Consider the following 22105-nt stretch of genomic DNA (forward strand, 5'->3'; position numbering starts at 1 on the left):
CTACCGGGTCTGGCCGCGTCGCCAGACCTCAAACTCCGTGATCGCACGGACAGCTATCGGGTAAGCGACCTCCCCTCCCGCAACTTCACGGGCAATTTCCATTTTCTTTTCAGTAACACTCGCCAATCGGCCATCCACAACATTGCTATTGGTGAGCGACACACGAACCTTACGCCCGATCCACTGAGCCGCCTGCTCAATATCTTCGGTATGCCAGCTGACAACCTCCGGGTTCTCCTGCGGCACCAGCAACGCAGGAGTTTCTTCAGGAATCTCCGCTACAACCGGTTCGGCTTTGCGAAGAAAAATATCAGGTACCATCGCGCCATTGTATTCCAGTGCCCAGGCCACGGTACCATCAGCTGGCTCATCACCTGAGCGCACAGGTATGCCCAAGGTGTCGGAACCCGGCTGCACAGTCACCTTAATCTCCCCTCCCTCAAGCAACCATTGCCGATACAAGGCCTGCAACTGTTCACTTGCATGCCAGCCTCTCGACTGCAGTCCGGCTTCGAAGGTACTCAGCGCCCGTCCGGCCCACTGCACAGGCTCCACACCTGCTTCCCGGGCGCAGTAGGCGGCAACCCGACGCATAAGCCCGCCGTCTCTGAACGTCACTTCGAGGGGCTGATCCGAGCTGATCAGCGCAGTCCCGGGAGATGCCAGGTTTACACGGGCGTCCGGCCAGCTAAGTTCCAGACTGCCAGTGTTCGCAGAATTCAGTTCAACATGAAGGCGATAGGGGGACTGGTGCACAATGAGTTCGCCGGTCAAACGTGTAATGCCCATGCGTAACAGATCACCACTGCCTAACCTCTGCCTCGGATCCGGAGCACAGGGGAGATCAAACAAGGATGCTGCTTCACTTCCACCGGTGCCATCTGCAGTAACCCAGTTACGGAACATGGTAGCCTCAAGTACCAATTCCAGCCCTTCGGCCTGCAGCGACCAGCTGGGAGGCAGGTCAGAAGGATCCACCAGAGCCCTGAGCAAAGCGACAGGAGAGCCGGCATCAAACTCCGCCCGTTTGATAAATAATGGCTGGGTCAGTTCGAAATCCTGCCAGGATGCGCCTGACAGCACCAGGCGCCCTTCGACCCCGGAACCTATTTCTCCACGCTCCAGGACTCCATTCCCTCCAAGCGCCTGACGAGCTTCTGACATACGCTGGTCAGTCAGCCACCACACTCCGGCCTTAAAGGCAGCAAAACCAAGCAAAGCGGCCAAAATCAATATTGTTAGCAGACGTTTCATCCGGAAAGTCCTCAGACAGTGCTGTCAGTTGCGGGAAATCAGGGTGCCGACACCCTCATCCGTGAAGATTTCCAAGAGGCATGCGTTAGCCACACGGCCATCAATGATATGAGAAGTACGAACACCATTTTCGACTGCACTCAGTGCACAACGAATTTTCGGCAGCATGCCTCCGTGAATGGTTCCGTCTTCAATCAGATCGTTCACCTGCTGAGCTGTCAGCCCGGTGAGCACCTTGTCTTCCTTGCTCTTCAGGCCAGAGACGTTAGTCAGCAGCATTAATTTTTCGGCTTTCATGGCCTCAGCCACCTTGCCTGCAACCAGATCTGCATTGATATTGTAGGAGGCACCATCGGGTCCCACACCGATAGGTGCAATAACGGGGATCACATTGCTCCGGGTGAACATATCGATCACATCAACATTGATACTGGCCACCTCGCCAACACGCCCTATATCAATAATCTCGGGGCGTTCCAGCTCCGGTGACCGGTCCATCACTTCGAGCTTCCGGGCACGAATGAGGTTGGCATCCTTTCCGGTCAAACCAATCGCTGTGCCCCCCTGGGCATTGATCAGAGAAACAATTTCCTTGTTTACCTGCCCGCCCAGCACCATTTCCACTACATCCATAGTTTCCGCATCGGTAACACGCATGCCATTCACAAAGCGGGACTGGATATTGAGACGTGCCAGCAGCTCGCCAATCTGAGGGCCGCCACCATGGACAACGATGGGATTAATGCCCACCAGTTTCATAAGCACGACATCACGGGCAAAGCTGCGCTTCAGCTCCTCGTTTTCCATGGCATTGCCGCCATACTTGATAACGACTGTTTTCCCGGTAAATCTCTGAATATAGGGTAATCCACGGCTCAGTACTGTAGCCACCTGCATTGCTGTTTCACGATCCAGCGTCATCTTGTTGTTGCCTTAGTAAAATCAGTATTAAAAATCAGGAACCCGCACCCGCATACCCGGCTGATATCAGAAGGTAGCCACGAGATCCGGCGCGGCCTTCTGCAACTGGGCCCGGAAAACACCTTTTATCCGTTCCAGCGCGTCCTGCGTTTCCGCCTCAAAGCGCAAAACCAGAACCGGCGTGGTATTGGAAGCGCGGCATAAACCCCAGCCGTCGGCGTAATCCACACGAATACCATCGATAGTGCTGACATTGCCGTCTCCAAATTCACCCTCGCTGGCCAATCGATCCATAATGGCGAACTTGCTGGACTCCGTCACCTCAACGTTAAGTTCCGGTGTGCTGATATCTTCCGGAAAATCTTCAAACACTTCATCACTATGCCGGTCTTCAATACCCAGTATTTCAAGAAGTCTCGCTGCCGCATAGAGCCCATCATCAAACCCGTACCAGCGTTCTGCGAAGAAAATATGACCACTCATCTCGCCCGCCAGCAAAGCCCCGGTTTCTTTCATTTTTGCCTTCATGAACGAATGACCGGTTTTCCACATGATGGGTCGCCCGCCAGCTTCAGAAATAACACCGGCAAGTCTGCGACTGCACTTCACATCATAAAGCACATCGGCCCCGGGATTCCGTGAAACCACATCACGGGCAAAGAGCATCAGAAGGCGGTCCGGCCAGATAATCCTGCCAGTGTTGGTTACCAGGCCCAGGCGGTCACCGTCACCATCAAACGCCACACCCAGGTCCGCACCTTCGTCTTTAACCTTGGTGATCAGGTCAGCAAGGTTAGCAGGCTTTCCGGGATCGGGGTGATGGTTCGGGAAGTCCCCGTCAACATCGCAGTAGAGTGGAATCACCTCGCATCCCAGCTCTTCGATCAGCATAGGGCCCAACTCGCCCGCAATACCGTTACCTGCATCCACTACAACCTTGAGCGGAGCTGCGACTGCGATATCACCCAGAATACGGTCCAGATATGCCCTGCGAACATCCTCAGTGGACTGAGTACCCCGGCCAGCAGCAAGATCTCCCGTTATAACTCTCCGGTAGAGCGCCTGAATGGACTCACCGGAGAGTGTTTCGCCACCCAACATGATCTTGAGCCCGTTATAGTTAGCCGGATTGTGGCTGCCAGTCACCATAACACCCGACCCGTTTTCGAGATAATGGGTCGCAAAGTAGAGTACCGGCGTTGGCACAGCACCCACATGGATAATGTTACAGCCTGCAGCCATGACACCTCTGGCCAGCGCGTCTGCCAACTCGGGGCTTGAATGACGACCGTCGTAGCCAATGCACAGCGATGCCAACCCACGGCTGATTGCTTCTGAACCTATAGCTACGCCAATACGTTCTACAATGGACGGCGACAAAGTCTCACCGACAATACCCCTGATATCGTAGGCACGGAAAATATCGGGGGACACCTCCAGGGCAACGTCATCTATCTCTTCAACGCCCGGCATTTCACCGCCGCTGAAAAAAGAGCTGTCACTACTTCCGCTACCAAAGCCCAGAACATCCTCGTCGCCATCCAGCATATCGATATCCGGCAACTCCTTGTCCTGAAACAGGGGCTCAGCATCAACAGCCTCAACCGTTGCAGCTGTCTTCACGGCCTTCGGCCGGGCATTTTCCGCCGCCTTGATGACACGCTTCTCTACCACCTGGGACAGTCGATAAAGCACCTCACCGGCGGAGGCAACCATATCCCATGTCAAAGCAGGCAGCTTCTGGCGCTCACCGCCAAACGCCTTGTGAGCCCATTGAGTCAGACTGGTTACTTCATGGCGCAGACGTTTTTGAGCACTTATCAGCAGCCACCAAACCAATAATGCCGCCACCAGAACCGGAACACCGACCAGGAGAGCCACCATCAGGGTGCTGACAGACGATTCGGGCAGAGCGCCTGGTTTATAGCGGACCGTCCAGTCCGGGTTAACGAGTGCCCGGACTTCCGTCGCGCTCGTGTCGGCACCCAACTCCCTGCCAACGAATGTGCGTGGGGCTCCGCCGACAGTCTGTACCAGCGAGATATCTCCACCAAGCTGCGTATTTACAACAGATAGAAGTGGCTGCAAAAGTGATGCATCGAAGACCATCAGAAGACTACCGACAACGGCCTTGCTGGTAGGATTGCGCACAGGTGCAGCCATCTGTATATACCACTGGTTGTCCCGTGGAAAGGCATCCGGGTGCAGGGTCAGACCACTTTCTGCGCGACGGGCCAGCTCAAGCCCCGCAAAACCCAAAAGCCCGTTTCCATCCCCTGTCCTCGGGATCCGGCGATAGGGAAAAAGAAAAGCAGCTTTGACACCTGGCATAGCCGTAACCAGCTTTTGCTCAACAGACCCCAGGTCAATACGCTCCATTAACGTATCAACAACATGAGGCTGGGTTGCCAGACCATTTACACTCTGCTGCATTAACGCAAGATACTGGTTCAAACGCTGAGATGCCGCATCGGCCTCTGCGGTTTTCCAGGCATTGAAACGGTTGTCTGCAGCAGGCTGTAACACCAGAAAATGCACCAGAACAACCGCCACCACGCCAGCCAGCAGCACCACCAATCCCTGGCTCAGCGCCGTCGAGCCAAGATGTTTCAGTTTTGAACCGGAGGATGCTCGAGTTTTCTGTTTTTTCCCCGATTTAGCGGCAGGCTGTTCAGCAGCAGGCGCTTCGGAAGCTTTCTTCTTACCCAGTTTCATAGTTCATCCTGCAATTATCTTTTTTTGTCCTGGACAAGCACTTGTCGCAAAAGTATAGACGTCGCAATACATTCCTGCGTGACGCTTATCGGGTACCAGTAGAGCCAAATCCACCTTCACCCCGGCTGCTGGCATCAAAGTCAGAAACCACCTCAAAATCTGCCTGGACAACGGGCACCAGTATCAACTGCGCTATCCGTTCACCAACCTCAATGGTGAAAGGCGTATCACCCCGATTCCAGCATGACACCATCAACTCCCCCTGATAGTCGGAATCAATCAGGCCTACCAGGTTGCCAAGGACAATGCCGTGCTTATGACCAAGCCCGCTTCTGGGCAGTATCATTGCAGCCAGTGATGGGTCGGCAATATGTATGGAAAGACCTGTCCGGATCAAAGTCGTATCACCCGGCGCCAAGGTTAATGGCCCATCAAGGCAAGCCCTCAGATCAAGCCCTGCAGAGCCTTCAGTGGCGTATTCAGGAAAAGCAATCTGATTGCCAATCCGGTCATCAAGAATCCGTACCTGTAAATTTTTTCTGCTCATATTATCCCTGCTTCAGGTGTTGGCTGATTAGCGCTACAAGGCGTGAACCAATCGCCTGTTTGGTATCCGGGCCTATAGACTCCTGTCCTCCCGGCCAGAAAACAGTCACCGCATTATCATCACTATTGAACCCCAGACCAGGGGCAGACACGTCATTGGCAACAATCATGCGTAAGTTTTTGCGTTGCAGTTTATCTTTGGCATAGCGGGCAACATCAGAAGTTTCAGCCGCAAAACCCACGGTAAATGGTGCATCTGGCCGCCCGGCAATGGTGGCCAGGGTATCGGGGTTGCGCACCAGTGACAGCTCCATAGCCTCGCTGGATTTCTTGATTTTTCCACTGGCACAGGTCTCAGGCCTGTAGTCGGCCACTGCAGCAGTCGCAATAAACAGATCGCAGCCTTCATCCACTGCCTGTGAAGAAGCCTGTAACATATCACTTGCCGTAACGACATTACGGACCTCGACCCCGGCCGGAACCGGCAAGGCCACAGGCCCGCTCACCAGAAGCACACTGGCACCGGCATCCCGGGCCGCAACGGCCAGGGCATAGCCCATCTTGCCTGAGCTGTGGTTACTGATGTAGCGCACAGGATCAATGGGTTCACGTGTAGGGCCAGCCGTAATCACTACGCGCTTACCTGCCAGATCACCAGAGCTCGAAGCTTTCCCCATTACCAGCCCGGCAATAACCGCAGGCTCAAGCATGCGCCCCGGCCCGTTATCTCCACAGGCCTGTTCCCCCTGGCCCGGGCCCCAAAGGGTTATCTGTGGGTCATCGCTCAACAGGCGAATGTTGCGCTGTGTACGCCCATTGGCCCACATTGCCTGATTCATTGCAGGCACCACAGCCACAGGAGCCTCAGTCGCACAACAAACCGTGGTCAGCAGATCATCAGCCATACCCTGGGCAAGCCGCGCGATGAAATCCGCAGAAGCCGGGGCAACAATCACCTGATCGGCCCACTTTGCCAGCTCTATGTGTCCCATGCCAGCTTCAGCCTCAGGATCGAGCAGAGAAGTACGCACAGGCTCCCCACTAAGGGCCTGAAAAGTTAACGGCGTCACAAAAGCTTCAGCCCCCTTGGTCATGACAACCCTGACTTCATTACCGGACTTTTTCAGCAGACGCACAAGCTCAGCACTTTTATAAGCCGCAATGCCGCCGGTGATACCCAGCAGAATTCTTCTGCCCTCCATAAAGGCTCCGTATCCACTTATAAAGAAAGGCTTATAAGATAGCATGCCCTGACAATACCGACAGCCTGCCAAAGTCGCGGTACGTTTACCGTTTGTTACTTTTTGAAGTAAGCTTTGTAATTAAAGGGTGCAGGAAGCACCAAAAGCCAAAAAACAAGACGCAAGGAAGCTCAAATGACGGACTCTGCCTGGCCCATGGATGAACGTCCACGGGAACGACTTCTCGCCCACGGAGCCGAAAGCCTTTCTGACGCCGAACTGCTGGCAATTTTCCTCCGTACCGGCACGACCGGCATGCCAGTTATGGAACTCTCCCGGTTTTTGCTGCAGGAGTTTTCCGGATTACGGGGACTGCTGACCGCATCCCGCAGACAGTTCTGCACGGTCAAAGGTCTGGGCACCGCAAAGTATGCGCAGGTGCAGGCAGCCATGGAGATGGCACGGCGGGTTATGGATGAACCCCTGCGCCAGGGCGACCCTCTGCGCTCACCAGAGGACACCCGGCGTTTTCTCACCAGTCGGCTGGGCACTTATCCCCATGAAGTCTTCGCAGGCCTTTTTCTCGACAACCGGCACCGGATTATCCAGTATCGGGAGCTGTTTCGCGGCACGATTGATGGTGCCGCAGTATATCCGAGAGAGGTTGTCCGGCAGGCTCTGGAAGACAACGCCGCCGCCGTTATTTTTGCCCACAATCATCCCTCGGGGGTTGCAGAGCCCAGCCAGGCAGACATCTCGCTGACCAGACGCCTGAAAGAGGCGCTGGGGCTGGTGGACATCAGGGTTCTTGACCATATGGTAATTGGCCACGGTGAGGTAATATCCCTCGCGGAACGTGGTTTAATGTAGATCGCTACAAACGCAGGCAGGGAAATTGGCCAAATTCCCAACAATTTTTTGCGTTGGGCGGCTGGTTCTGGTATAAAAGCGTCCCTTTCTGGCGGCGTCTGGCGAGCAGCGTTCAGTTTAGAGGCGCAAACAGGGGCGCAAGCGTTCCTCGGCAACCAGAGACGCATTAAAAATCGAATTCGCATTTATTAAGACCATTGCTCAGGTCGGAGGCAAGTATGTCCAGAGTTTGTCAGGTAACCGGTAAGCGTCCGGTAGCCGGTAATAATGTATCCCACGCGATGAATCACACTCGTCGTCGTTTTCTGCCGAATCTGCAGAGCCATCGCTTTTGGGTTGAAACCGAGAAGCGTTTCGTGAAGCTGCGCGTATCCACAAAGGGCATGCGCATCATCGACAAAAAAGGCATTGACGCTGTACTGGCCGATCTTCGTGCCCGCGGCGAGAAATTTTAAGGAGTCGCATCATGCGCGAAAAAATCAAGCTGGTATCTTCAGCAGGCACAGGTCATTTCTACACGACCAAAAAGAACAAGCGTAACACTCCGGAAAAAATCGAGATCAAAAAGTACGATCCGGTTGTCCGTAAGCACGTTGCGTACAAGGAAGCCAAGATCAAGTAATTCCTGATCAGGCATCCACAAAAAAAACCCNNGGGTTTTTTTTGTGGATGCTTTTGATGAATATCTCAGAATTTCTCCAGATACCCATCCGGCAATGCAATATCCATAGCAATCGGCAAATGATCCGACATGGGATAACTTACCACCTCCGCACGCCGGACCTGCAAGCTCGGACTCACAAGAATATGGTCAAGCGCTTTCTCGGGACGCCAGCTAGGAAAGCTATGCGCCGTATCCGGCAAAGGTACCAGGTCTGTATCCCTTAGCGGCGTCTGAGTAAGAAGCTCCTCAGCATGATTATTCATATCCCCCATGAGAATCACATGCCGGTATTTGGAAATGAGCTCACTGATAAAGCCAAGCTGGCGCTGCTGCGCCGCTTTGCTTAACGATAGATGCATAAGCACCAGAACCAGCGGATCTTCTTCAGTACCATATCGAACCACAATGGCCCCTCGCCCCGGAATCAACCCGGGCAACTTGTACTCTTTCACGTCCAGCGGCCGAAACCGGCTAAGCAAGCCATTGCTGTGCTGGGCGATCTGCCCCAGATTGCGATTCAGTTGCTGATGCCAGTATGGGATACCAGCTGCCTCAGCAAGATATTGCACCTGATTGATATAGCCACTACGCAAGCTCCCGCCGTCACACTCCTGCAAGGCAACCACATCGTAGTTGCTTAACAGAGAGGCTATGCGATCCAGGTTCTGGATTCGGTTGCGGTAGGGAAGAAAGTGCTGCCAGCTTCGGGTCAGATAGTGGCGATAGGAGGAGGTGTTGATGCCCACCTGTATGTTGAATGTCAGCAGCCGCAGGTGGCGCTGGGGCTCAAACGCGGGCACATGCTCCAGACCCGAGTTCGAACCTCTCGGCTCGCCCCGGGAGCTGATGATACCGTCCAGCTGTTTCCTGAAGCGCTTATACATAATAAACCTGCGGCCCCGCTCCGCCAGATAACTCTTCAATCAAACAAGCCACCCAGCGGAGAACGACTTTATTTATCCGCAGAGTGCTCTTTCTCCACCAGATAGTCTACAACTTCCAGCATAGCCTCAAGACTACCTGCTGTGGAGGCACTGACCGTGTACTTGCCATTTACCATCATAGTCGGTGTGCCGGTAACCCGCGCGCCCCGCACTTTGGACTGGGCCTGTTGCATATGGGCATTTACGCCAAAACTATTGTAGTTTTCAAGGAATCCATCACGATCCACACCATAGCCGGCAACAAAATCCGCCAGGGATTCACCGTCATTAAGCGGTCGGTGCTCACCGGCCAGAGCGACATACATCTGGTCGTGAACTTTATCCAGCGCACCCATGGCCTGAAGCGCATAAAATGCCCTGGCATGCGGCACCCAGGAACCGCCCAGTGCAGCGGGGATCCGCACATAGTTTACATAATCCGGAGCATTTGCTTCCCAATGCTCTGCCAGTGGCTTGAGGGCCTGGCAATGCGGGCAGCCGTACCAGAAGATTTCCGCCACCTCAACACCGGTATCCGAGCTGGTATGAATGGGAGTGTCCAGCTTTTTGTAATGTCGGCCTTCCTCCCAGTCAGCCGCATTGGCCTGGCCGAATACAGCAAAGACTGACAACAGCAGCACGGCCGTTCTTAGCGCTCGAAACATGAAATATCTCCAGATTTTAGGATGTAGTTATGAGGGAATTATGACCTGTTGAACCTGAAAAGTTCCACTGTTCTGGATTACAGGATCGAAAGACAAAAAACCCCGCACAAGGCGGGGTTTTTTCAGACATAGAACAGCCGGATCAGTTCAGGCCCGAAATATAACTGGCGACGGCCTCGATCTCTGCATCTGTCAATCTGGACGCAACGTCCATCATGATAGCCGCATTGGTGCCACTGTTCCGCGTACCGTCACGATAGGCGTTCAGCTGTTTGACCAGATATTCCGCATTCTGGCCACCAATATGCGGGTAGCCGGCAGGCGCATTACCCTTGCCCTGCGGGTTATGGCAGCCAGAGCAAGCCGGAACTCCGGAAGCCATATTGCCACCACGATATACCGCAGCACCTTTCTCTACCAATTCCGGATCTGCCTGACTAACGCCCATATCCTGTGATGCAAAATAGGCCGCCAGATCCTGAAGATCCTGCTTGGATTTCCCATCCAGTTGCCCGGTCATCTCCGGAATAGACCGGGAATTTTCCTGTATGGCCACTAACTGGTCATACATATATCTTTCACCCAGCCCGGCTATTTTTGGATAGGAACCCATAATAGGCTTCGCCCCACCCTGACCATGACACGCCTGACAGGCCACCGCATTCTGCTTACCAGCTTCAGGATCACCCGCTCCATGCGCCATGGCACTAAGCCCAACGCCGAATACAAACCCTGCGATCAGTTTCTTCATGCTCGCTCCGCTTCTCTCATCTCGAAAATATTCTTTGTTTGCAGCCGGCAGGCGCTGACCAGTCACGCTCAAAACCGGGACTGACAGCGGTTACGCCAAGCGTACCGCCCGGATTTGGTGTAGCATTATACATTAATCCCTGATAACTGAAATCCAAAGGAAAGCCAACTGCTGTGGACTCTGATCTGACTCAAAAAAGCATCTCTTTTAACAGCGCCCGCTTCCTGGTCAGCGCCCCCCGATTGGAAGACTGCCCGCCGGACACAGGTGCCGAGGTGGCCTTTGCAGGGCGCTCGAATGCCGGCAAGTCCAGTGCGATGAATGCAATCACCGCAAACGGCAAACTGGCCCGAACCAGTAAAACCCCGGGGCGCACACGCCTTATTAACTTTTTTTCCCTGAATCGTGAGCATGTCCGGCTCGTAGACCTGCCCGGATATGGCTACGCAAAAGTATCAAGGGATATGAAAGACGACTGGCAAAAACACCTTGGGCATTACCTGAACGATCGTCGATGCCTGCGAGGTCTGGTTCTGGTGATGGATATCCGCCATCCCCTTACCGATTTTGACCAAATGATGGTGGAATGGTGTGAGCATAACAAGTTGCCACTGATGATTCTGGCAACCAAAGCAGACAAACTTAAATTCGGTCAGGCAAAGAACAGCATGCTGGACATTTCCCGCAAGCTTGAGTCCTTCTCCTGTGTTGAGCACCTGCTCATGTTTTCATCAACCTCAAAGCGTGGCGTTGATGAGTGCCGGGCGGCGCTGATTGACTGGCTGGAAGGAACCGGGGAAACAGGAGAATAAAACAGAAAAAACCGGCCTGGGAAAAAGCAGGCCGGTAAAACGTCAGGGTCTACAATGTGCTAAAACCTGAGAACTCACTCAGGAGACGCCAGAAACGTCCGAATTGCCGGCGTCTGTTAATGAGACAGCTTCTCCCGGCAAAGGTTCCGGCATTGTTGGCCGATATTGCTCCCGAAGCACCATCACCTGCTCCCGGTAAGCCGGCGTCAGGTAAGGAACTTCAATCGTCAAGACCTGATAAATACCTTGTTTCAGTTCATGAATGGTCAGGCTGGCGGAAGTTTTTTCGGCATGAGCGGTCTTCAGAAATGCCATCCAGTTAGTGATCACCAGCCAGACATTCAGCGACATAGCCTTCCGGAGAGATTCGGGTTGAGGCTCTATAATCCCTGCATCTTCCTGCTTTTCGAATATTCGGCTGATGGCCGCAAGACACCGGTCGGTGAAGTCCCGGTAATCGCTGCGCAGACGCGGGTCCCTGTCCAGCAGGTACTCCAGATCCCGGTGAAAAAACCGGTAATTCCAAAGCCCGTCAAATACTGACTCCAGATAAAACATCATATCAGCCAGTGTCATGGAACGGCCTTCCGGGATGTCCAGATAAAAATCCACCAGTTTTTCGTATTCCTGAAATAACTCGTAAATAATGTCGGACTTGTTGCGGAAGTGGTAATAAAGATTACCCGGAGAAATGGCCAGGTGAGCCGCGATATGATTCGTCGTGACGTTTCTCTCGCCCTGCTCATTAAATAACTCAAGGCTGGATAACAGTATTTTATCTCTGGTCTTCATAAACTTATCAGCGCCTGTGGTTTAACAGCTCACATATGCCCTGGCCGGCATTGAGGCTCGCTTGACTATCTAGAGTATATACTCTAATAATACACCCCAGCGCAAATTGAGCATTTTTTCGCCAACCAAAAACACCCGGCTGCTGCCGCGAAGCGATGGCGTCGAAAGGAGGACATCATGGGTGCCAGCGTTGTTCAGCTCACTGAGAGCCAAAAGCACATTCAGCATACTCATCGGGTGTTCGAGGATCAGAAGAGGGCATTCCACAGCAACCCTGCACCGTCGCTGGCTGAACGCGAAGACAACCTGAAACGCCTCAAACAGGCTCTGCTGACCTATCAGGATCGCCTGCTTGAGGCTATAGACCAGGACTTCTCATGTCGCTCACGGGATGAATCCCTGATTGCAGAAATCATGCCTTCAATTCAGGGTATCAACTACACCCTGAAAAACCTTGAAGGCTGGATGAAACCGTCCCGCCGGCACGTCTCCATTTTATTTCAGCCTGCCAGCAACAGGGTCTGTTATCAGCCCAAAGGCGTTGTGGGTGTGATAGTGCCCTGGAACTACCCGCTCTACCTCGCAGTCGGCCCACTGGTGGCCTCGCTTGCGGCGGGCAATCGAACCATGATCAAAATGTCCGAATTCACGCCTCACACATCTGCGCTGTTCCAGAAGCTTATTGCGGAAAATTTTCCGGAAGACCTGGTGTCGGTTATCAATGGCGAGGCTGATGTTGCTGCCGACTTTTCCGCCCGGCCATTCGACCACATGCTGTTCACCGGCTCCACCTCCGTTGGCAAACTGGTGATGCGCGCAGCTTCTGAAAACCTGACGCCCGTTACGCTGGAGCTGGGTGGCAAATCACCCGCAATCGTCTCCCCGGACGTTCCCATGGAAGATGTGGCCCAGCGCATTGCCTTTGGCAAAGCATTCAATGCCGGCCAGACCTGCGTGGCACCGGACTACGTACTCTGCCCCGATGACCGTATTCAGGCCTTCGTAGACGAGTTCCGTGCACAGTTTTCGGAGATGTACCCCTCTCTGCGCGATAATGACGACTACACGGCCATTATCAACGAGCGCCAGTACAATCGCCTGCAAGGCTATCTGGAAGACGCCCGGACCAAAGGTGCCGAGCTGATCGAGATCAACCCGGCGCAGGAAAACTTCAGTGATGGTACTCACAAGATTCCGGTGACTCTGGTTCTGAAAACCACACCGGACATGAAAGTCATGCAGGACGAAATTTTCGGCCCCATCCTCCCGGTTGTGGGCTATGAAAACCTCGATGACGCAATCCAGTTTGTCAATGATCGCCCGCGCCCACTGGCACTCTACTTTTTCGGCTACGACCGCGACCAGCAGCAACAAGTAGTCAACAAAACGCTTTCGGGGGGCATGTGCATCAACGATTCACTGATGCATGTCGCTCAGGACGATCTGCCTTTCGGTGGAGTAGGCGACTCCGGCATGGGCCACTACCATGGCAAGGAAGGCTTCCTTACCTTCTCGCATCAGCGTGCCATTTTTGCCAAACAGAAGTTCAATAGCGGGAAGTTTGTTTATCCTCCCTATGGGACATCCTTCCACAAAATGGTTTATAGATTTTTTATTCGCTGAGCACCCTGCACTTTGGCCGGGGCTCTCACAGGGCCCTGCGCACAGCAGCTACAGAAATAACCGGAATGCTGATATTCTGGGCGCCTTATAAAAAAGGAGCTGTGCATGTCTAAAGTTATTTACCCGGGCACCTTTGATCCCATCACCAATGGCCATACAGATCTTATCGAGCGCGCCAGCCGCATGTTTGATGAGGTTGTTGTTGCCGTAGCTTACAACTCCAAGAAGAAGCCATTATTTAACGTGGAAGAGCGCTGCGAACTGGTCCGGCAGGCAACCTCTCATATCCCTAACGTCAGCGTGACAGGCTTCAACTATCTGCTTGCCGATTTCGTCCGCGACCAGGGCGCAACCGTTGTTATCCGGGGTCTGAGGGCAGTGTCCGATTTCGAGTATGAGTTCCAGCTTGCAGACATGAACCGCCGCCTGGCACCCGAACTGGAAAGTGTGTTTTTGACGCCGTCCAACCACCTGTCCTACATCTCCTCAAGCCTGATCCGGGAAATTGCGTCCCTCGGTGGAGATGTGTCTGAGTTCGTTGACCCGGCTGTAGAAGCTGCGCTGAAAAAGAAATTCAGCGAAGCCTGAAACCACCTCTGCCAACAAAAAAAAGCCCCATTCGGGGCTTTTTCTGATCCAAAGCACTCTAGAACAGCGGTGGCAAAGGAATTTCCTGACCATTAACGTTGATCACCATGTCGTTCAGCTTCGCAGCCAGCACGAGGCGGTCTCCCTCAGGCACCAACAACCCCTGTTTGATCAACGGCGCCAACTGCATACGCACTGCAGGGTACTCATCCGCCAGCACCGAAGGCATGCTCAGATTCATGGTTCCGGTTAACTGCTGCATAACCATCAACATTTCAGCTTTCTGATCATCTGCCAACTCGGGATGACTGATCATTAGGCTGCCGGTTACCGCGCCCTCCGGCGTATTCAGGGAGAGTTCGGGAAACCCGACAGAGAACCCTTCCATGGCAAGGTCACGCATGGCCGTACTCACCTGCCCCATAGCCGCCATCTGCCGTTCAAAAGCCTCACGGCCGCCGGGATCCGGTGCAAGCGCCAGGCCCTGAAGCTCAGCCATGCTGGTTGTCAGACTGTTCCAGCTCGCAACATCCAGGTCCTGCAGAACAAATGCAACCTTGTGAGGCCCATAGGCCTGATCTTCAAGGCGCACATTCTCTGCCTCAATTGAAAACCGGGAATCCAGCCGCTGCCCGTCATCTTTTGCCTCGGTACTGCTGCTCGCCCGCAATTCCTCCAGGGTTATATGCTGTGCCGTGGGTGACCTTAACGCAACAGACGCAATTGAGGCATCCATGATGCCTGTCCATACATCACCATTCAGGTGAGACATGCTTTGCTCAACGCGGAAGTTATTAACGCGAACGCTCGTATCCGGCCCGGTAAAACTAATCTGTGGCCATACGATCAGCGCTTCAGCCCGGGACCCGGCATTACTGACTTCAACCCGGACAACACCACCACTGGTGCTAAGTGATTCACCGCTTTCAGGCTCATCAATGTTGATAGCCGGGGCTTCCAGCTCAAGCACTGCTGTACCCCAGATACGGGTTTCCAGAGTCAGCCGCGGCTGCTCCTGAAACCAGTCAGAGCCTTCTGGCGCCCAACCGCCCACCGGCTTGAAGTCAATGAAGCTGCCGGTGAGGCCATGAGTCACGTCGGCACGATACTCTATGGGGTGAGTTTCGCCATTCTCAGGATTAAGCAGGGTCAGCTCGCCATCCAGTTCTGCACTAAAGAATCCCCGCCGATAATCCTCCGTCTGCACCTGCACAAACTGCTGTGACTGATTCAGTTCCCGGGTGACCTCTTGCCACTGCTGCTCTGTCACATAACCCACTACCCAAGGCATTGAGCCAGCCACTACCAGTATAGCGGTACCAGCAATAATCCATTTTGCTTTCAAAAATTTTCTCCGTCTGAAAATGTCAGGATTTCCCCGTCAGGCGCTCTAGCAACACCAGTTGCGCAGCGAAACGTTCTTCTCCCTCGGCCGGCTGGTTCTGAATATAGCTTCCATCCGGTTGTAGGACCCAGGACTGGCAATTATCTGCCAGATAGGTGTCCAGATCTTCACGCACCCGTGCTATCAATTCCGGATCTTCAATGGGAAATGCCGTCTCAACCCGGTTCAGCAGATTGCGTTCCATACCATCTGCACTTGAGCAGTAAACCTCCGGTTTTCCATTATTACCGAAACAATAAATTCGGGTATGCTCCAGAAAACGCCCCACAACAGACCGCACCCGGATATTATCGGAAAGCCCTGGTACTCCGGGCTTGAGGCTGCAAATACCACGTACAATCAAATCAATTTGCACGCCAGCCTGAGAAGCCCGGTAAAGCGCCTTGATCAGCTGAATTTCTGTCAGCCCATTGATTTTAATGATAATCCGCCCCTTGCGCCCCAAAGTAGTCTCACGCTCAACCAGACCAAGCAACCGGGTAAGCAACGTAAACGGCGCATGAAACAATTTCTTGATTTTTAAGGCCTTACCCATTCCAGTCAGCTGCTGGAACAGTTTATTCACGTCGTCGCCGATCGACTCATCACAGGTCAGAAAACTATAATCAGTGTACAGGCGCGCATTACCCGCATGATAGTTGCCAGTTCCCAAATGCACGTAACGACGTAAACGTCCCTCTTCCCGACGCACAATCAGAATCATCTTGGCGTGCGTTTTGTAACCCACAACGCCGTACACCACAATGACACCGGCTTCCTGCAACCGGCTCGCCAGCTCAAGGTTCTCCGCTTCACTGAATCGTGCCCGCAGCTCAACAACTGCCGTCACCTCCTTGCCCCGGCGGGCCGCATCTGCCAGAGCCTCAACAATCTCCGAATCAGCACCGGTACGATACAGGGTCTGCCGAATAGCCAGAACTTGCGGGTCTTTCGCTGCCTGTCGCAACAGATCAACTACCGGGCTGAAATTCTGGAACGGGTGATGCAGTAAAATAGGCCGTTTGCGAATAGCATCAAATATGGTTTCTTTGCTTCGAATCGAGCGGGGGATGGAGGGCGAGAAACCAGCGTAAGTCAGGTCGGGGCGATCCACCAGACTGGTAACAGCCATCAGCCGGGTGAGGTTCACAGGCCCGTTCACCTGGTACAGGTCCCGCGCCCCCAGACCGAATTCCGTCAACAGGAACTGCACCAACTCCTGTGGACAGTTGTCTGCAACCTCCAGCCTGACACCATCACCAAACCGGCGACTGAGAAGTTCACCGCGCAGTGCCGAAGCCAGATCTTCAAGATCGTCTTCCAACTCCAGATCGGCGTTACGCGTGAGCCGGAACTGATAGCAGCCTTTAACCTCCATACCAGGGAACAGTTCATCAGCATGGGCATGAATTATGGAAGACAGGAATACAAGATTCTCTCCGCCCTTACATATCTCATCCGGCAGGCGCACCAGCCTCGGCAGTGAGCGGGGCGCAGGCACGATGGCCATTCCGGTCTCCCGACCAAAAGCATCCTTGCCATCCAGCTCAACAATAAAGTTCAGACTTTTGTTCACCAGTCGAGGGAACGGATGCGACGGGTCCAGCCCGATAGGGCTGACCACAGGCAGAATCTCTTCTTCAAAATAGTTGCGAACCCACTCCGTCTGCTCAGGCGTCCATTCCCGCCGTCGCACGAAGTGAATGTTCTCTTTCTCCAGCTCAGGAATCAGAACATTGTTCAGGATGTCGTACTGCTCGTTGATATACTCATGAGCAACACGACTGATCTCACTCAGCGCCTGCTCCGGGATCATGCCATCGGCACCCACTGCCTCCCGGCCATATTTCATTTGCTGACGCAGGCCGGCTACCCGTATTTCAAAAAACTCGTCCATGTTACTGCTGAAAATGCAGCAGAAAATCAGGCGGTTAAACAACGGATGAGTAGTATCGAGCGCCTGTTTCAGCACCCGGTAGTTGAACTGGAGTTGGCTCAGCTCGCGATTAAAGTAATTCTCACTGGCATCCAGATTGATTACTTCACCTGCCGGGGGAACACCTACCGGAACCGGAACGCTCTGCTCTCCGCCCGCCTTCAGCTTGCTGGTGATTTCCGTTGTCATGGCCTTTCCGCTCCTGTGTAGTTTGCCCCCGGACTCTCTCCGGCAGCGGGTGTCGCGCTATGAATTCAGCGTTTCCGGCTCTGCATGAGGCGCGCAGCCCGCACCGCAAAGTATGTCAGAATTCCATCTGCACCAGCGCGGCGCATGGCCATCAGGCTTTCCATCATGACGGTGTCGCCATCCAGCCAGCCATTCTGCTCCGCCGCCATGTGCATGGCATACTCGCCGCTGACCTGGTACACAAATGTCGGCACCTGTAACTCTGTTTTCACCCTGTGCACAATATCCAGATACGGCATGCCGGGTTTGATCATCACCATATCCGCCCCCTCGGCCAGATCCACCATCACTTCATGAAGTGCTTCATTGCTGTTGGCAGGATCCATCTGATAGGTAGCCTTGTTACTCTTGCCCAGGTTTGCGGCTGAGCCAACTGCATCCCGGAACGGCCCGTAGTAACCAGAGGCATACTTGGCAGAGTATGCCAGGATGCGGGTATTCACATGCCCGGCGGACTCCAGTGCTTCGCGCATGGCGGCAACACGACCATCCATCATATCTGAGGGTGCAACGACATCAGCACCCGCATCCGCATGTGAGAGAGCCTGCCTGACCAGGGCTTCCACCGTAATGTCGTTCAACACATAACCATCGTCATCGATGATGCCATCCTGTCCATGGGTGGTGAACGGGTCCAGCGCCACATCCGTAATAACGCCCAGCTCCGGATAGGCTTTCTTCAGTGCCCGAACCGCTCGTTGTGCCAGCCCCTCAGGATCCCAGGCACCAGAGCCGGACAGGTTTTTTTTCTCCGCTGGAACAACGGGAAACAACGCCATTGCGGGAATGCCCAGCTCCACCAGTTCTGCTGCCTGTTCAACCAGAAGATCAATACTGACACGTTCCACTCCAGGCATGGACGGCACCTGCTCACGCTGCCCCTCACCTTCAAGAACAAATACCGGGTAGATCAGGTTGTCCGGTGTCAGCTGATGCTCTCTCACCAGACGGCGGGAAAAATCACTGGCCCGATTACGACGTAAACGGGTAGCCGGGAAAGCACGGGGTGTTGATAAGGGCACTGAAAACCTCCTGAATGACACTACGATAGAGTTGGATCAAAATCCCGGCGCCATGACGACACCGCCTGTCCCATCATACACCTCCGGGGCCACTGGTTGCAGGCTGGCAACGGGACAGGGCGGTCTTCGCCCCTACCAGGAGAGCAGGCAGGCAGAGTGTAAGGACAGCAGCTATGATTACAGGAGCGACAAAGAACAGCCTGAAAACAAATTGAATAATCATGGGCAGGTCCGCTATGTCGATGACTTTGCTGCAGCCCCGGATACCGGGAGTGAAGCGCGTTGCTCATGCAAGAACAGACAGCAACAGAGCGTTTTACCGAGACAGACTACAAAACAGACCGGGGCCTGAAACAGCCCCGGCCCATGCAGACAATGTTCAAAAAGAGCGATTATTAAAGTCTGTTCCCACCTTGCGAGAGGAGTCAGAGCGGAAAGTTGTCTCAACTTCCTGGATTCTGCCACCCTGGCTCAGGAATTTTTCGATATCCTGCTGCAACTGTTCCCGCACCCTTGCCCGGCCTGTAATCGAATGGGCATCGTCATTCTCGTTGTCCCAGCTCCTGGATTGCCCCAGGTTGCTTTCGTCGAACTCACTCATATTTTTCTCCATCAACGAAAACACTATTACAAGTGCTGCGACCCAGTTAAGGTGCTGCACCTCACCTCGACCCGCCGCCACTGCGGCCCTGTCTTGGGGTCTTTATAATCTGCTTTCCATTACAGCGCTATTTACGAGCAATGCCTTTTTTGTAAAGTTTTGTATACTTTCGGAGCTCGGTGATTTACAAAGAAAAAATTCAATAGGCAAAGGCAATGTTGCATTGACCCAAAGAATGAATCATGATTCATTAATTGCAGGGAGCCGACATGGCTTATCGTGAAACGGAAAAAATGCGACAGCGCAAAGCCGCAGCGCGTCAAAAGATCGCTATGTGCGCTTATAAATGCGTGGCAGACGGCGGTTTTCGTAACGCAAGGGTTACCCATATTGCGCAGCGTGCGGGAGTAGCCACAGGAACAATCTATCGGCATTACGAGTCGAAAGAAGAACTGTTTGCGGAGATATTCCGCCAGGCAACACAACGCGAAGTAGACAAGGTGGCGGAAGCTCTGACATCGCCGGGAAACGCAAAAGCACGACTGGAGTATGCGCTGCGGCAGTTTGCCGAACGCGCACTTAAAGCTCCGGTGATGGCATGGTCACTCATTGCCGAGCCGGTAGACCCGAAAGTAGAAGAAGAGCGGCTGGCTTACCGGAAAGCCTATGCCAGCCTGTTTGAACAAGCGATTCGAGAAGGCATCGAAGAAGGGTGCATTCCGGATCAGGATGCAAAGCAGAGCAGTACCTGCCTGGTAGGCGCTATAGCAGAAAGCCTGGTCGGTCCGCTATCACCGACGCACTCCGAACAGGAAGGCGCAGGTGAAAATGACAACAACAGTTCGCTGATCAACACCATCATCCGCTTCTGCATACAGGGGTTGACCGGCACGAGGAGGTAGCCATGAACACCCCGCTAACCATGCCCGGAACACCTGTGAACAAACCTGGAGATCCTTATCTGGCAACCACCCACGAAGTGGTCAACCAGCCGCCCGCACTGGAAAACTACAACCTGTATGAGCAGGATATTGCTCTTCAGCAAGCGGTACAGCACGAAGGCTCATGTGACACAGAAGATGAGCTGAAAACCTTTGGTGCCTTTGCCGGCAGCGCAGCAGCGATCGATATGGGCTTTCGGGCCAATAACAACAAACCCCTGCTCCATACCCATGACCGTTTTGGCCACCGCATCGACGAAGTGGACTTTCATCCTTCCTATCATGAATTGATGCGCATCGCCTTCGAAAACGGCCTTCATAGTAGTCCCTGGACAAATCCGGGAAACGGTGCGCACGTACTCCGTGCTGCAAAATACTACATGCATTCCCAGGTCGAAGCTGCACACTGCTGCCCGGTCACCATGACGTTTGCCGCCATTCCCTCCATCCGCAAACAACCGGAACTGGCAACGCTTTGGGAATCGAGAGTGCTGGCTAACAGCTACGATGCCCGAAACATCCCGGACAGTGAAAAAAGCTCAGTCACTATCGGTATGGCCATGACCGAAAAACAGGGCGGCAGCGACGTGCGCGCCAACAGTACCCTGGCTCACCCGATAGGAATAAGCGGCCCGGGCCAGGCCTATGAACTGGTCGGACATAAATGGTTTGTCTCAGCTCCCATGTGCGACGCATTTCTGGTTCTCGCACAGACACCAGGCGGGTTGTCCTGTTTTCTGATGCCTCGCTGGCGCCCGGATGGCACCAAGAACCCCTGGCAGGTGCAGCGCCTGAAAAACAAAATGGGTAACGTTGCAAACGCTTCCAGTGAGGCAGAATTGCGCGGCGCGCTAGCCTGGATGATTGGCGAAGAAGGCCGTGGCGTGCCCACCATCATCGAAATGGTGGCCATGACTCGTTTCGATTGCATGATCGGCAGCTCTGCCGGTATGCGTCAGGCCGTAGCCCAGGCCACACACCACTGCCGCCATCGCAGCGCATTCGGCCGCCGGCTCACCGATCACCCACTGATGCAAAACGTGCTTGCAGACCTGGCCCTGGAGCACGAAGCTGCTCTTGCTTATACCATGCGAGTGGCCAGGGCTCTCGATAACCAGGACCAGGAGCACGAACGCCTGCTGGCACGCCTGGCCACACCGGTGGGCAAGTACTGGATCTGCAAACGAACCCCCAACCATGCCTATGAGTCCATGGAATGCATTGGTGGTAATGGTGTCATGGAAGATTGCATCATGCCTCGCCTGTTCCGGGAGTCTCCGGTCAATGCAATCTGGGAAGGCAGCGGAAATGTCCAATGCCTGGATACCTTACGCGCCATACACAAAGAACCGGAAACCCTCGATGCCTTCTTCCACGAAGCCTCAGGGGCAAAAGGCGCAGACCGCCGTTTTGACCAGTTCCTTGCTCAATTGCAGAACGACTTCGCTGACATCAGCGATTTCGAATACCGCGCCCGCAATCTGGTTGACCGGATGGCGCTGGCCATGCAGGCCTCCCTGCTGCTACGCAACGCAAACAATGCTGTGGCAGATGCCTTCTGCGCCGCCCGCTTGCAATCCAATGGCGGCATGAACTACGGGAACCTGCCATCCGGCACCGATGCCGCGGCTATTATCAAACGGGCAACGCCTGTAGTAGGCTGAGCA

General features: G+C 54.0%; 21 protein-coding genes. 8 read left to right on the top strand and 13 right to left on the bottom strand.

What is annotated here, in order from left to right; all coding sequences use genetic code 11:
• The 5 genes from DS878_RS13120 to coaBC form a co-directional block, all read right to left on the bottom strand.
• Complete coding sequence (locus tag DS878_RS13120) at window positions 1–1254, bottom strand: acetylornithine deacetylase (protein ID WP_113816370.1); 1254 nt, start codon at window positions 1252–1254, stop codon at window positions 1–3.
• Between the two features lie 24 nt (window positions 1255–1278).
• On the bottom strand, window positions 1279–2175 hold the full coding sequence (argB, locus tag DS878_RS13125; RefSeq protein WP_113816371.1) for an acetylglutamate kinase: 897 nt from the start codon (window positions 2173–2175) through the stop codon (window positions 1279–1281).
• A 66-nt stretch (window positions 2176–2241) separates the two neighbouring features.
• Window positions 2242–4890, bottom strand: coding sequence for a phosphomannomutase/phosphoglucomutase (locus DS878_RS15695; protein ID WP_113816372.1), 2649 nt, complete (start codon window positions 4888–4890; stop codon window positions 2242–2244).
• 85 nt (window positions 4891–4975) lie between these two features.
• Window positions 4976–5437 (bottom strand): dUTP diphosphatase, encoded by a 462-nt coding sequence (gene dut / locus DS878_RS13135; protein ID WP_113816373.1) that lies wholly within the window; start codon window positions 5435–5437, stop codon window positions 4976–4978.
• 1 nt (window position 5438) lies between these two features.
• Window positions 5439–6638, bottom strand: a complete 1200-nt coding sequence (coaBC, locus tag DS878_RS13140; protein WP_113816374.1) for a bifunctional phosphopantothenoylcysteine decarboxylase/phosphopantothenate--cysteine ligase CoaBC — start codon at window positions 6636–6638, stop codon at window positions 5439–5441.
• A gap of 174 nt (window positions 6639–6812) precedes the next feature.
• Between coaBC and radC the strand changes: the two genes are divergently transcribed.
• The 3 genes from radC to rpmG all read left to right on the top strand — a co-directional run bounded on the left by radC (window position 6813) and on the right by rpmG (window position 8109).
• Window positions 6813–7487 (top strand): RadC family protein, encoded by a 675-nt coding sequence (radC, locus tag DS878_RS13145; protein WP_113816375.1) that lies wholly within the window; start codon window positions 6813–6815, stop codon window positions 7485–7487.
• 218 nt (window positions 7488–7705) lie between these two features.
• Window positions 7706–7942 carry a 50S ribosomal protein L28 gene (rpmB, locus tag DS878_RS13150; RefSeq protein WP_096783936.1) on the top strand — a complete coding sequence of 79 codons (237 nt, stop codon included), beginning with the start codon at window positions 7706–7708 and terminating at the stop codon, window positions 7940–7942.
• Window positions 7943–7953: 11 nt separating this feature from the next.
• Entirely contained in the window at window positions 7954–8109 is a 156-nt protein-coding gene (gene rpmG / locus DS878_RS13155; protein ID WP_008173465.1) for a 50S ribosomal protein L33, read from the top strand.
• Window positions 8110–8174: 65 nt separating this feature from the next.
• Here rpmG and DS878_RS13160 read toward each other — a convergent pair whose 3' ends face one another.
• The 3 genes from DS878_RS13160 to DS878_RS13170 form a co-directional block, all read right to left on the bottom strand.
• Complete coding sequence (locus DS878_RS13160; RefSeq protein WP_113816376.1) at window positions 8175–9035, bottom strand: endonuclease/exonuclease/phosphatase family protein; 861 nt, start codon at window positions 9033–9035, stop codon at window positions 8175–8177.
• Between the two features lie 68 nt (window positions 9036–9103).
• Window positions 9104–9739, bottom strand: a complete 636-nt coding sequence (locus tag DS878_RS13165; RefSeq protein WP_113816377.1) for a thiol:disulfide interchange protein DsbA/DsbL — start codon at window positions 9737–9739, stop codon at window positions 9104–9106.
• A gap of 142 nt (window positions 9740–9881) precedes the next feature.
• Window positions 9882–10490 (bottom strand): c-type cytochrome, encoded by a 609-nt coding sequence (locus tag DS878_RS13170; protein ID WP_113816378.1) that lies wholly within the window; start codon window positions 10488–10490, stop codon window positions 9882–9884.
• 173 nt (window positions 10491–10663) lie between these two features.
• Between DS878_RS13170 and yihA the strand changes: the two genes are divergently transcribed.
• Window positions 10664–11302 (top strand): ribosome biogenesis GTP-binding protein YihA/YsxC, encoded by a 639-nt coding sequence (yihA, locus tag DS878_RS13175; protein WP_113816379.1) that lies wholly within the window; start codon window positions 10664–10666, stop codon window positions 11300–11302.
• 78 nt (window positions 11303–11380) lie between these two features.
• On the opposite strand, the gene DS878_RS13180 is transcribed toward yihA, so the two are convergent.
• Window positions 11381–12094, bottom strand: coding sequence for a TetR/AcrR family transcriptional regulator (locus tag DS878_RS13180; RefSeq protein WP_113816380.1), 714 nt, complete (start codon window positions 12092–12094; stop codon window positions 11381–11383).
• 177 nt (window positions 12095–12271) lie between these two features.
• On the opposite strand from DS878_RS13180, the gene DS878_RS13185 reads away from it, so the two are divergent.
• Both DS878_RS13185 and coaD read left to right on the top strand, forming a co-directional pair.
• A complete protein-coding gene (locus DS878_RS13185) occupies window positions 12272–13717 on the top strand; it encodes a coniferyl aldehyde dehydrogenase (RefSeq protein WP_113816381.1) in 1446 nt (481 codons plus the stop codon).
• Between the two features lie 105 nt (window positions 13718–13822).
• Window positions 13823–14305 (top strand): pantetheine-phosphate adenylyltransferase, encoded by a 483-nt coding sequence (gene coaD, locus DS878_RS13190; protein ID WP_113816382.1) that lies wholly within the window; start codon window positions 13823–13825, stop codon window positions 14303–14305.
• 58 nt (window positions 14306–14363) lie between these two features.
• Here coaD and DS878_RS13195 read toward each other — a convergent pair whose 3' ends face one another.
• From DS878_RS13195 to DS878_RS13210, 4 genes are all read right to left on the bottom strand, one after another.
• Window positions 14364–15650, bottom strand: a complete 1287-nt coding sequence (locus tag DS878_RS13195) for a DUF945 family protein (RefSeq protein WP_113816383.1) — start codon at window positions 15648–15650, stop codon at window positions 14364–14366.
• 22 nt (window positions 15651–15672) lie between these two features.
• A complete protein-coding gene (gene ppk1 / locus DS878_RS13200) occupies window positions 15673–17814 on the bottom strand; it encodes a polyphosphate kinase 1 (RefSeq protein ID WP_113816384.1) in 2142 nt (713 codons plus the stop codon).
• Window positions 17815–17879: 65 nt separating this feature from the next.
• Complete coding sequence (hemB, locus tag DS878_RS13205) at window positions 17880–18896, bottom strand: porphobilinogen synthase (protein WP_113816385.1); 1017 nt, start codon at window positions 18894–18896, stop codon at window positions 17880–17882.
• A gap of 379 nt (window positions 18897–19275) precedes the next feature.
• Window positions 19276–19497 carry a hypothetical protein gene (locus DS878_RS13210; RefSeq protein WP_113816386.1) on the bottom strand — a complete coding sequence of 74 codons (222 nt, stop codon included), beginning with the start codon at window positions 19495–19497 and terminating at the stop codon, window positions 19276–19278.
• A 269-nt stretch (window positions 19498–19766) separates the two neighbouring features.
• Between DS878_RS13210 and DS878_RS13215 the strand changes: the two genes are divergently transcribed.
• Window positions 19767–20399 carry a TetR/AcrR family transcriptional regulator gene (locus DS878_RS13215; protein WP_113816387.1) on the top strand — a complete coding sequence of 211 codons (633 nt, stop codon included), beginning with the start codon at window positions 19767–19769 and terminating at the stop codon, window positions 20397–20399.
• A gap of 2 nt (window positions 20400–20401) precedes the next feature.
• Window positions 20402–22102 carry an acyl-CoA dehydrogenase family protein gene (locus DS878_RS13220; protein WP_113816388.1) on the top strand — a complete coding sequence of 567 codons (1701 nt, stop codon included), beginning with the start codon at window positions 20402–20404 and terminating at the stop codon, window positions 22100–22102.
• The last annotated feature ends 3 nt before the right edge of the window (window positions 22103–22105 follow it).

Origin of the sequence: Marinobacter sp. F3R11, from assembly GCF_003318275.1 — a bacterium.
Lineage (GTDB): Bacteria > Pseudomonadota > Gammaproteobacteria > Pseudomonadales > Oleiphilaceae > Marinobacter.

Bases quoted from the DNA above. Each gene is read 5' to 3' on its own strand.
- DS878_RS13120 (WP_113816370.1), bottom strand. From the start codon at position 1,254: ATGAAACGTCTGCTAACAATATTGATTTTGGCCGCTTTGCTTGGTTTT.
- argB (WP_113816371.1), bottom strand. From the start codon at position 2,175: ATGACGCTGGATCGTGAAACAGCAATGCAGGTGGCTACAGTACTGAGC.
- DS878_RS15695 (WP_113816372.1), bottom strand. From the start codon at position 4,890: ATGAAACTGGGTAAGAAGAAAGCTTCCGAAGCGCCTGCTGCTGAACAG.
- dut (WP_113816373.1), bottom strand. From the start codon at position 5,437: ATGAGCAGAAAAAATTTACAGGTACGGATTCTTGATGACCGGATTGGC.
- coaBC (WP_113816374.1), bottom strand. From the start codon at position 6,638: ATGGAGGGCAGAAGAATTCTGCTGGGTATCACCGGCGGCATTGCGGCT.
- radC (WP_113816375.1), top strand. From the start codon at position 6,813: ATGACGGACTCTGCCTGGCCCATGGATGAACGTCCACGGGAACGACTT.
- rpmB (WP_096783936.1), top strand. From the start codon at position 7,706: ATGTCCAGAGTTTGTCAGGTAACCGGTAAGCGTCCGGTAGCCGGTAAT.
- rpmG (WP_008173465.1), top strand. From the start codon at position 7,954: ATGCGCGAAAAAATCAAGCTGGTATCTTCAGCAGGCACAGGTCATTTC.
- DS878_RS13160 (WP_113816376.1), bottom strand. From the start codon at position 9,035: ATGTATAAGCGCTTCAGGAAACAGCTGGACGGTATCATCAGCTCCCGG.
- DS878_RS13165 (WP_113816377.1), bottom strand. From the start codon at position 9,739: ATGTTTCGAGCGCTAAGAACGGCCGTGCTGCTGTTGTCAGTCTTTGCT.
- DS878_RS13170 (WP_113816378.1), bottom strand. From the start codon at position 10,490: ATGAAGAAACTGATCGCAGGGTTTGTATTCGGCGTTGGGCTTAGTGCC.
- DS878_RS13180 (WP_113816380.1), bottom strand. From the start codon at position 12,094: ATGAAGACCAGAGATAAAATACTGTTATCCAGCCTTGAGTTATTTAAT.
- DS878_RS13185 (WP_113816381.1), top strand. From the start codon at position 12,272: ATGGGTGCCAGCGTTGTTCAGCTCACTGAGAGCCAAAAGCACATTCAG.
- coaD (WP_113816382.1), top strand. From the start codon at position 13,823: ATGTCTAAAGTTATTTACCCGGGCACCTTTGATCCCATCACCAATGGC.
- ppk1 (WP_113816384.1), bottom strand. From the start codon at position 17,814: ATGACAACGGAAATCACCAGCAAGCTGAAGGCGGGCGGAGAGCAGAGC.
- DS878_RS13210 (WP_113816386.1), bottom strand. From the start codon at position 19,497: ATGAGTGAGTTCGACGAAAGCAACCTGGGGCAATCCAGGAGCTGGGAC.
- DS878_RS13215 (WP_113816387.1), top strand. From the start codon at position 19,767: ATGGCTTATCGTGAAACGGAAAAAATGCGACAGCGCAAAGCCGCAGCG.
- DS878_RS13220 (WP_113816388.1), top strand. From the start codon at position 20,402: ATGAACACCCCGCTAACCATGCCCGGAACACCTGTGAACAAACCTGGA.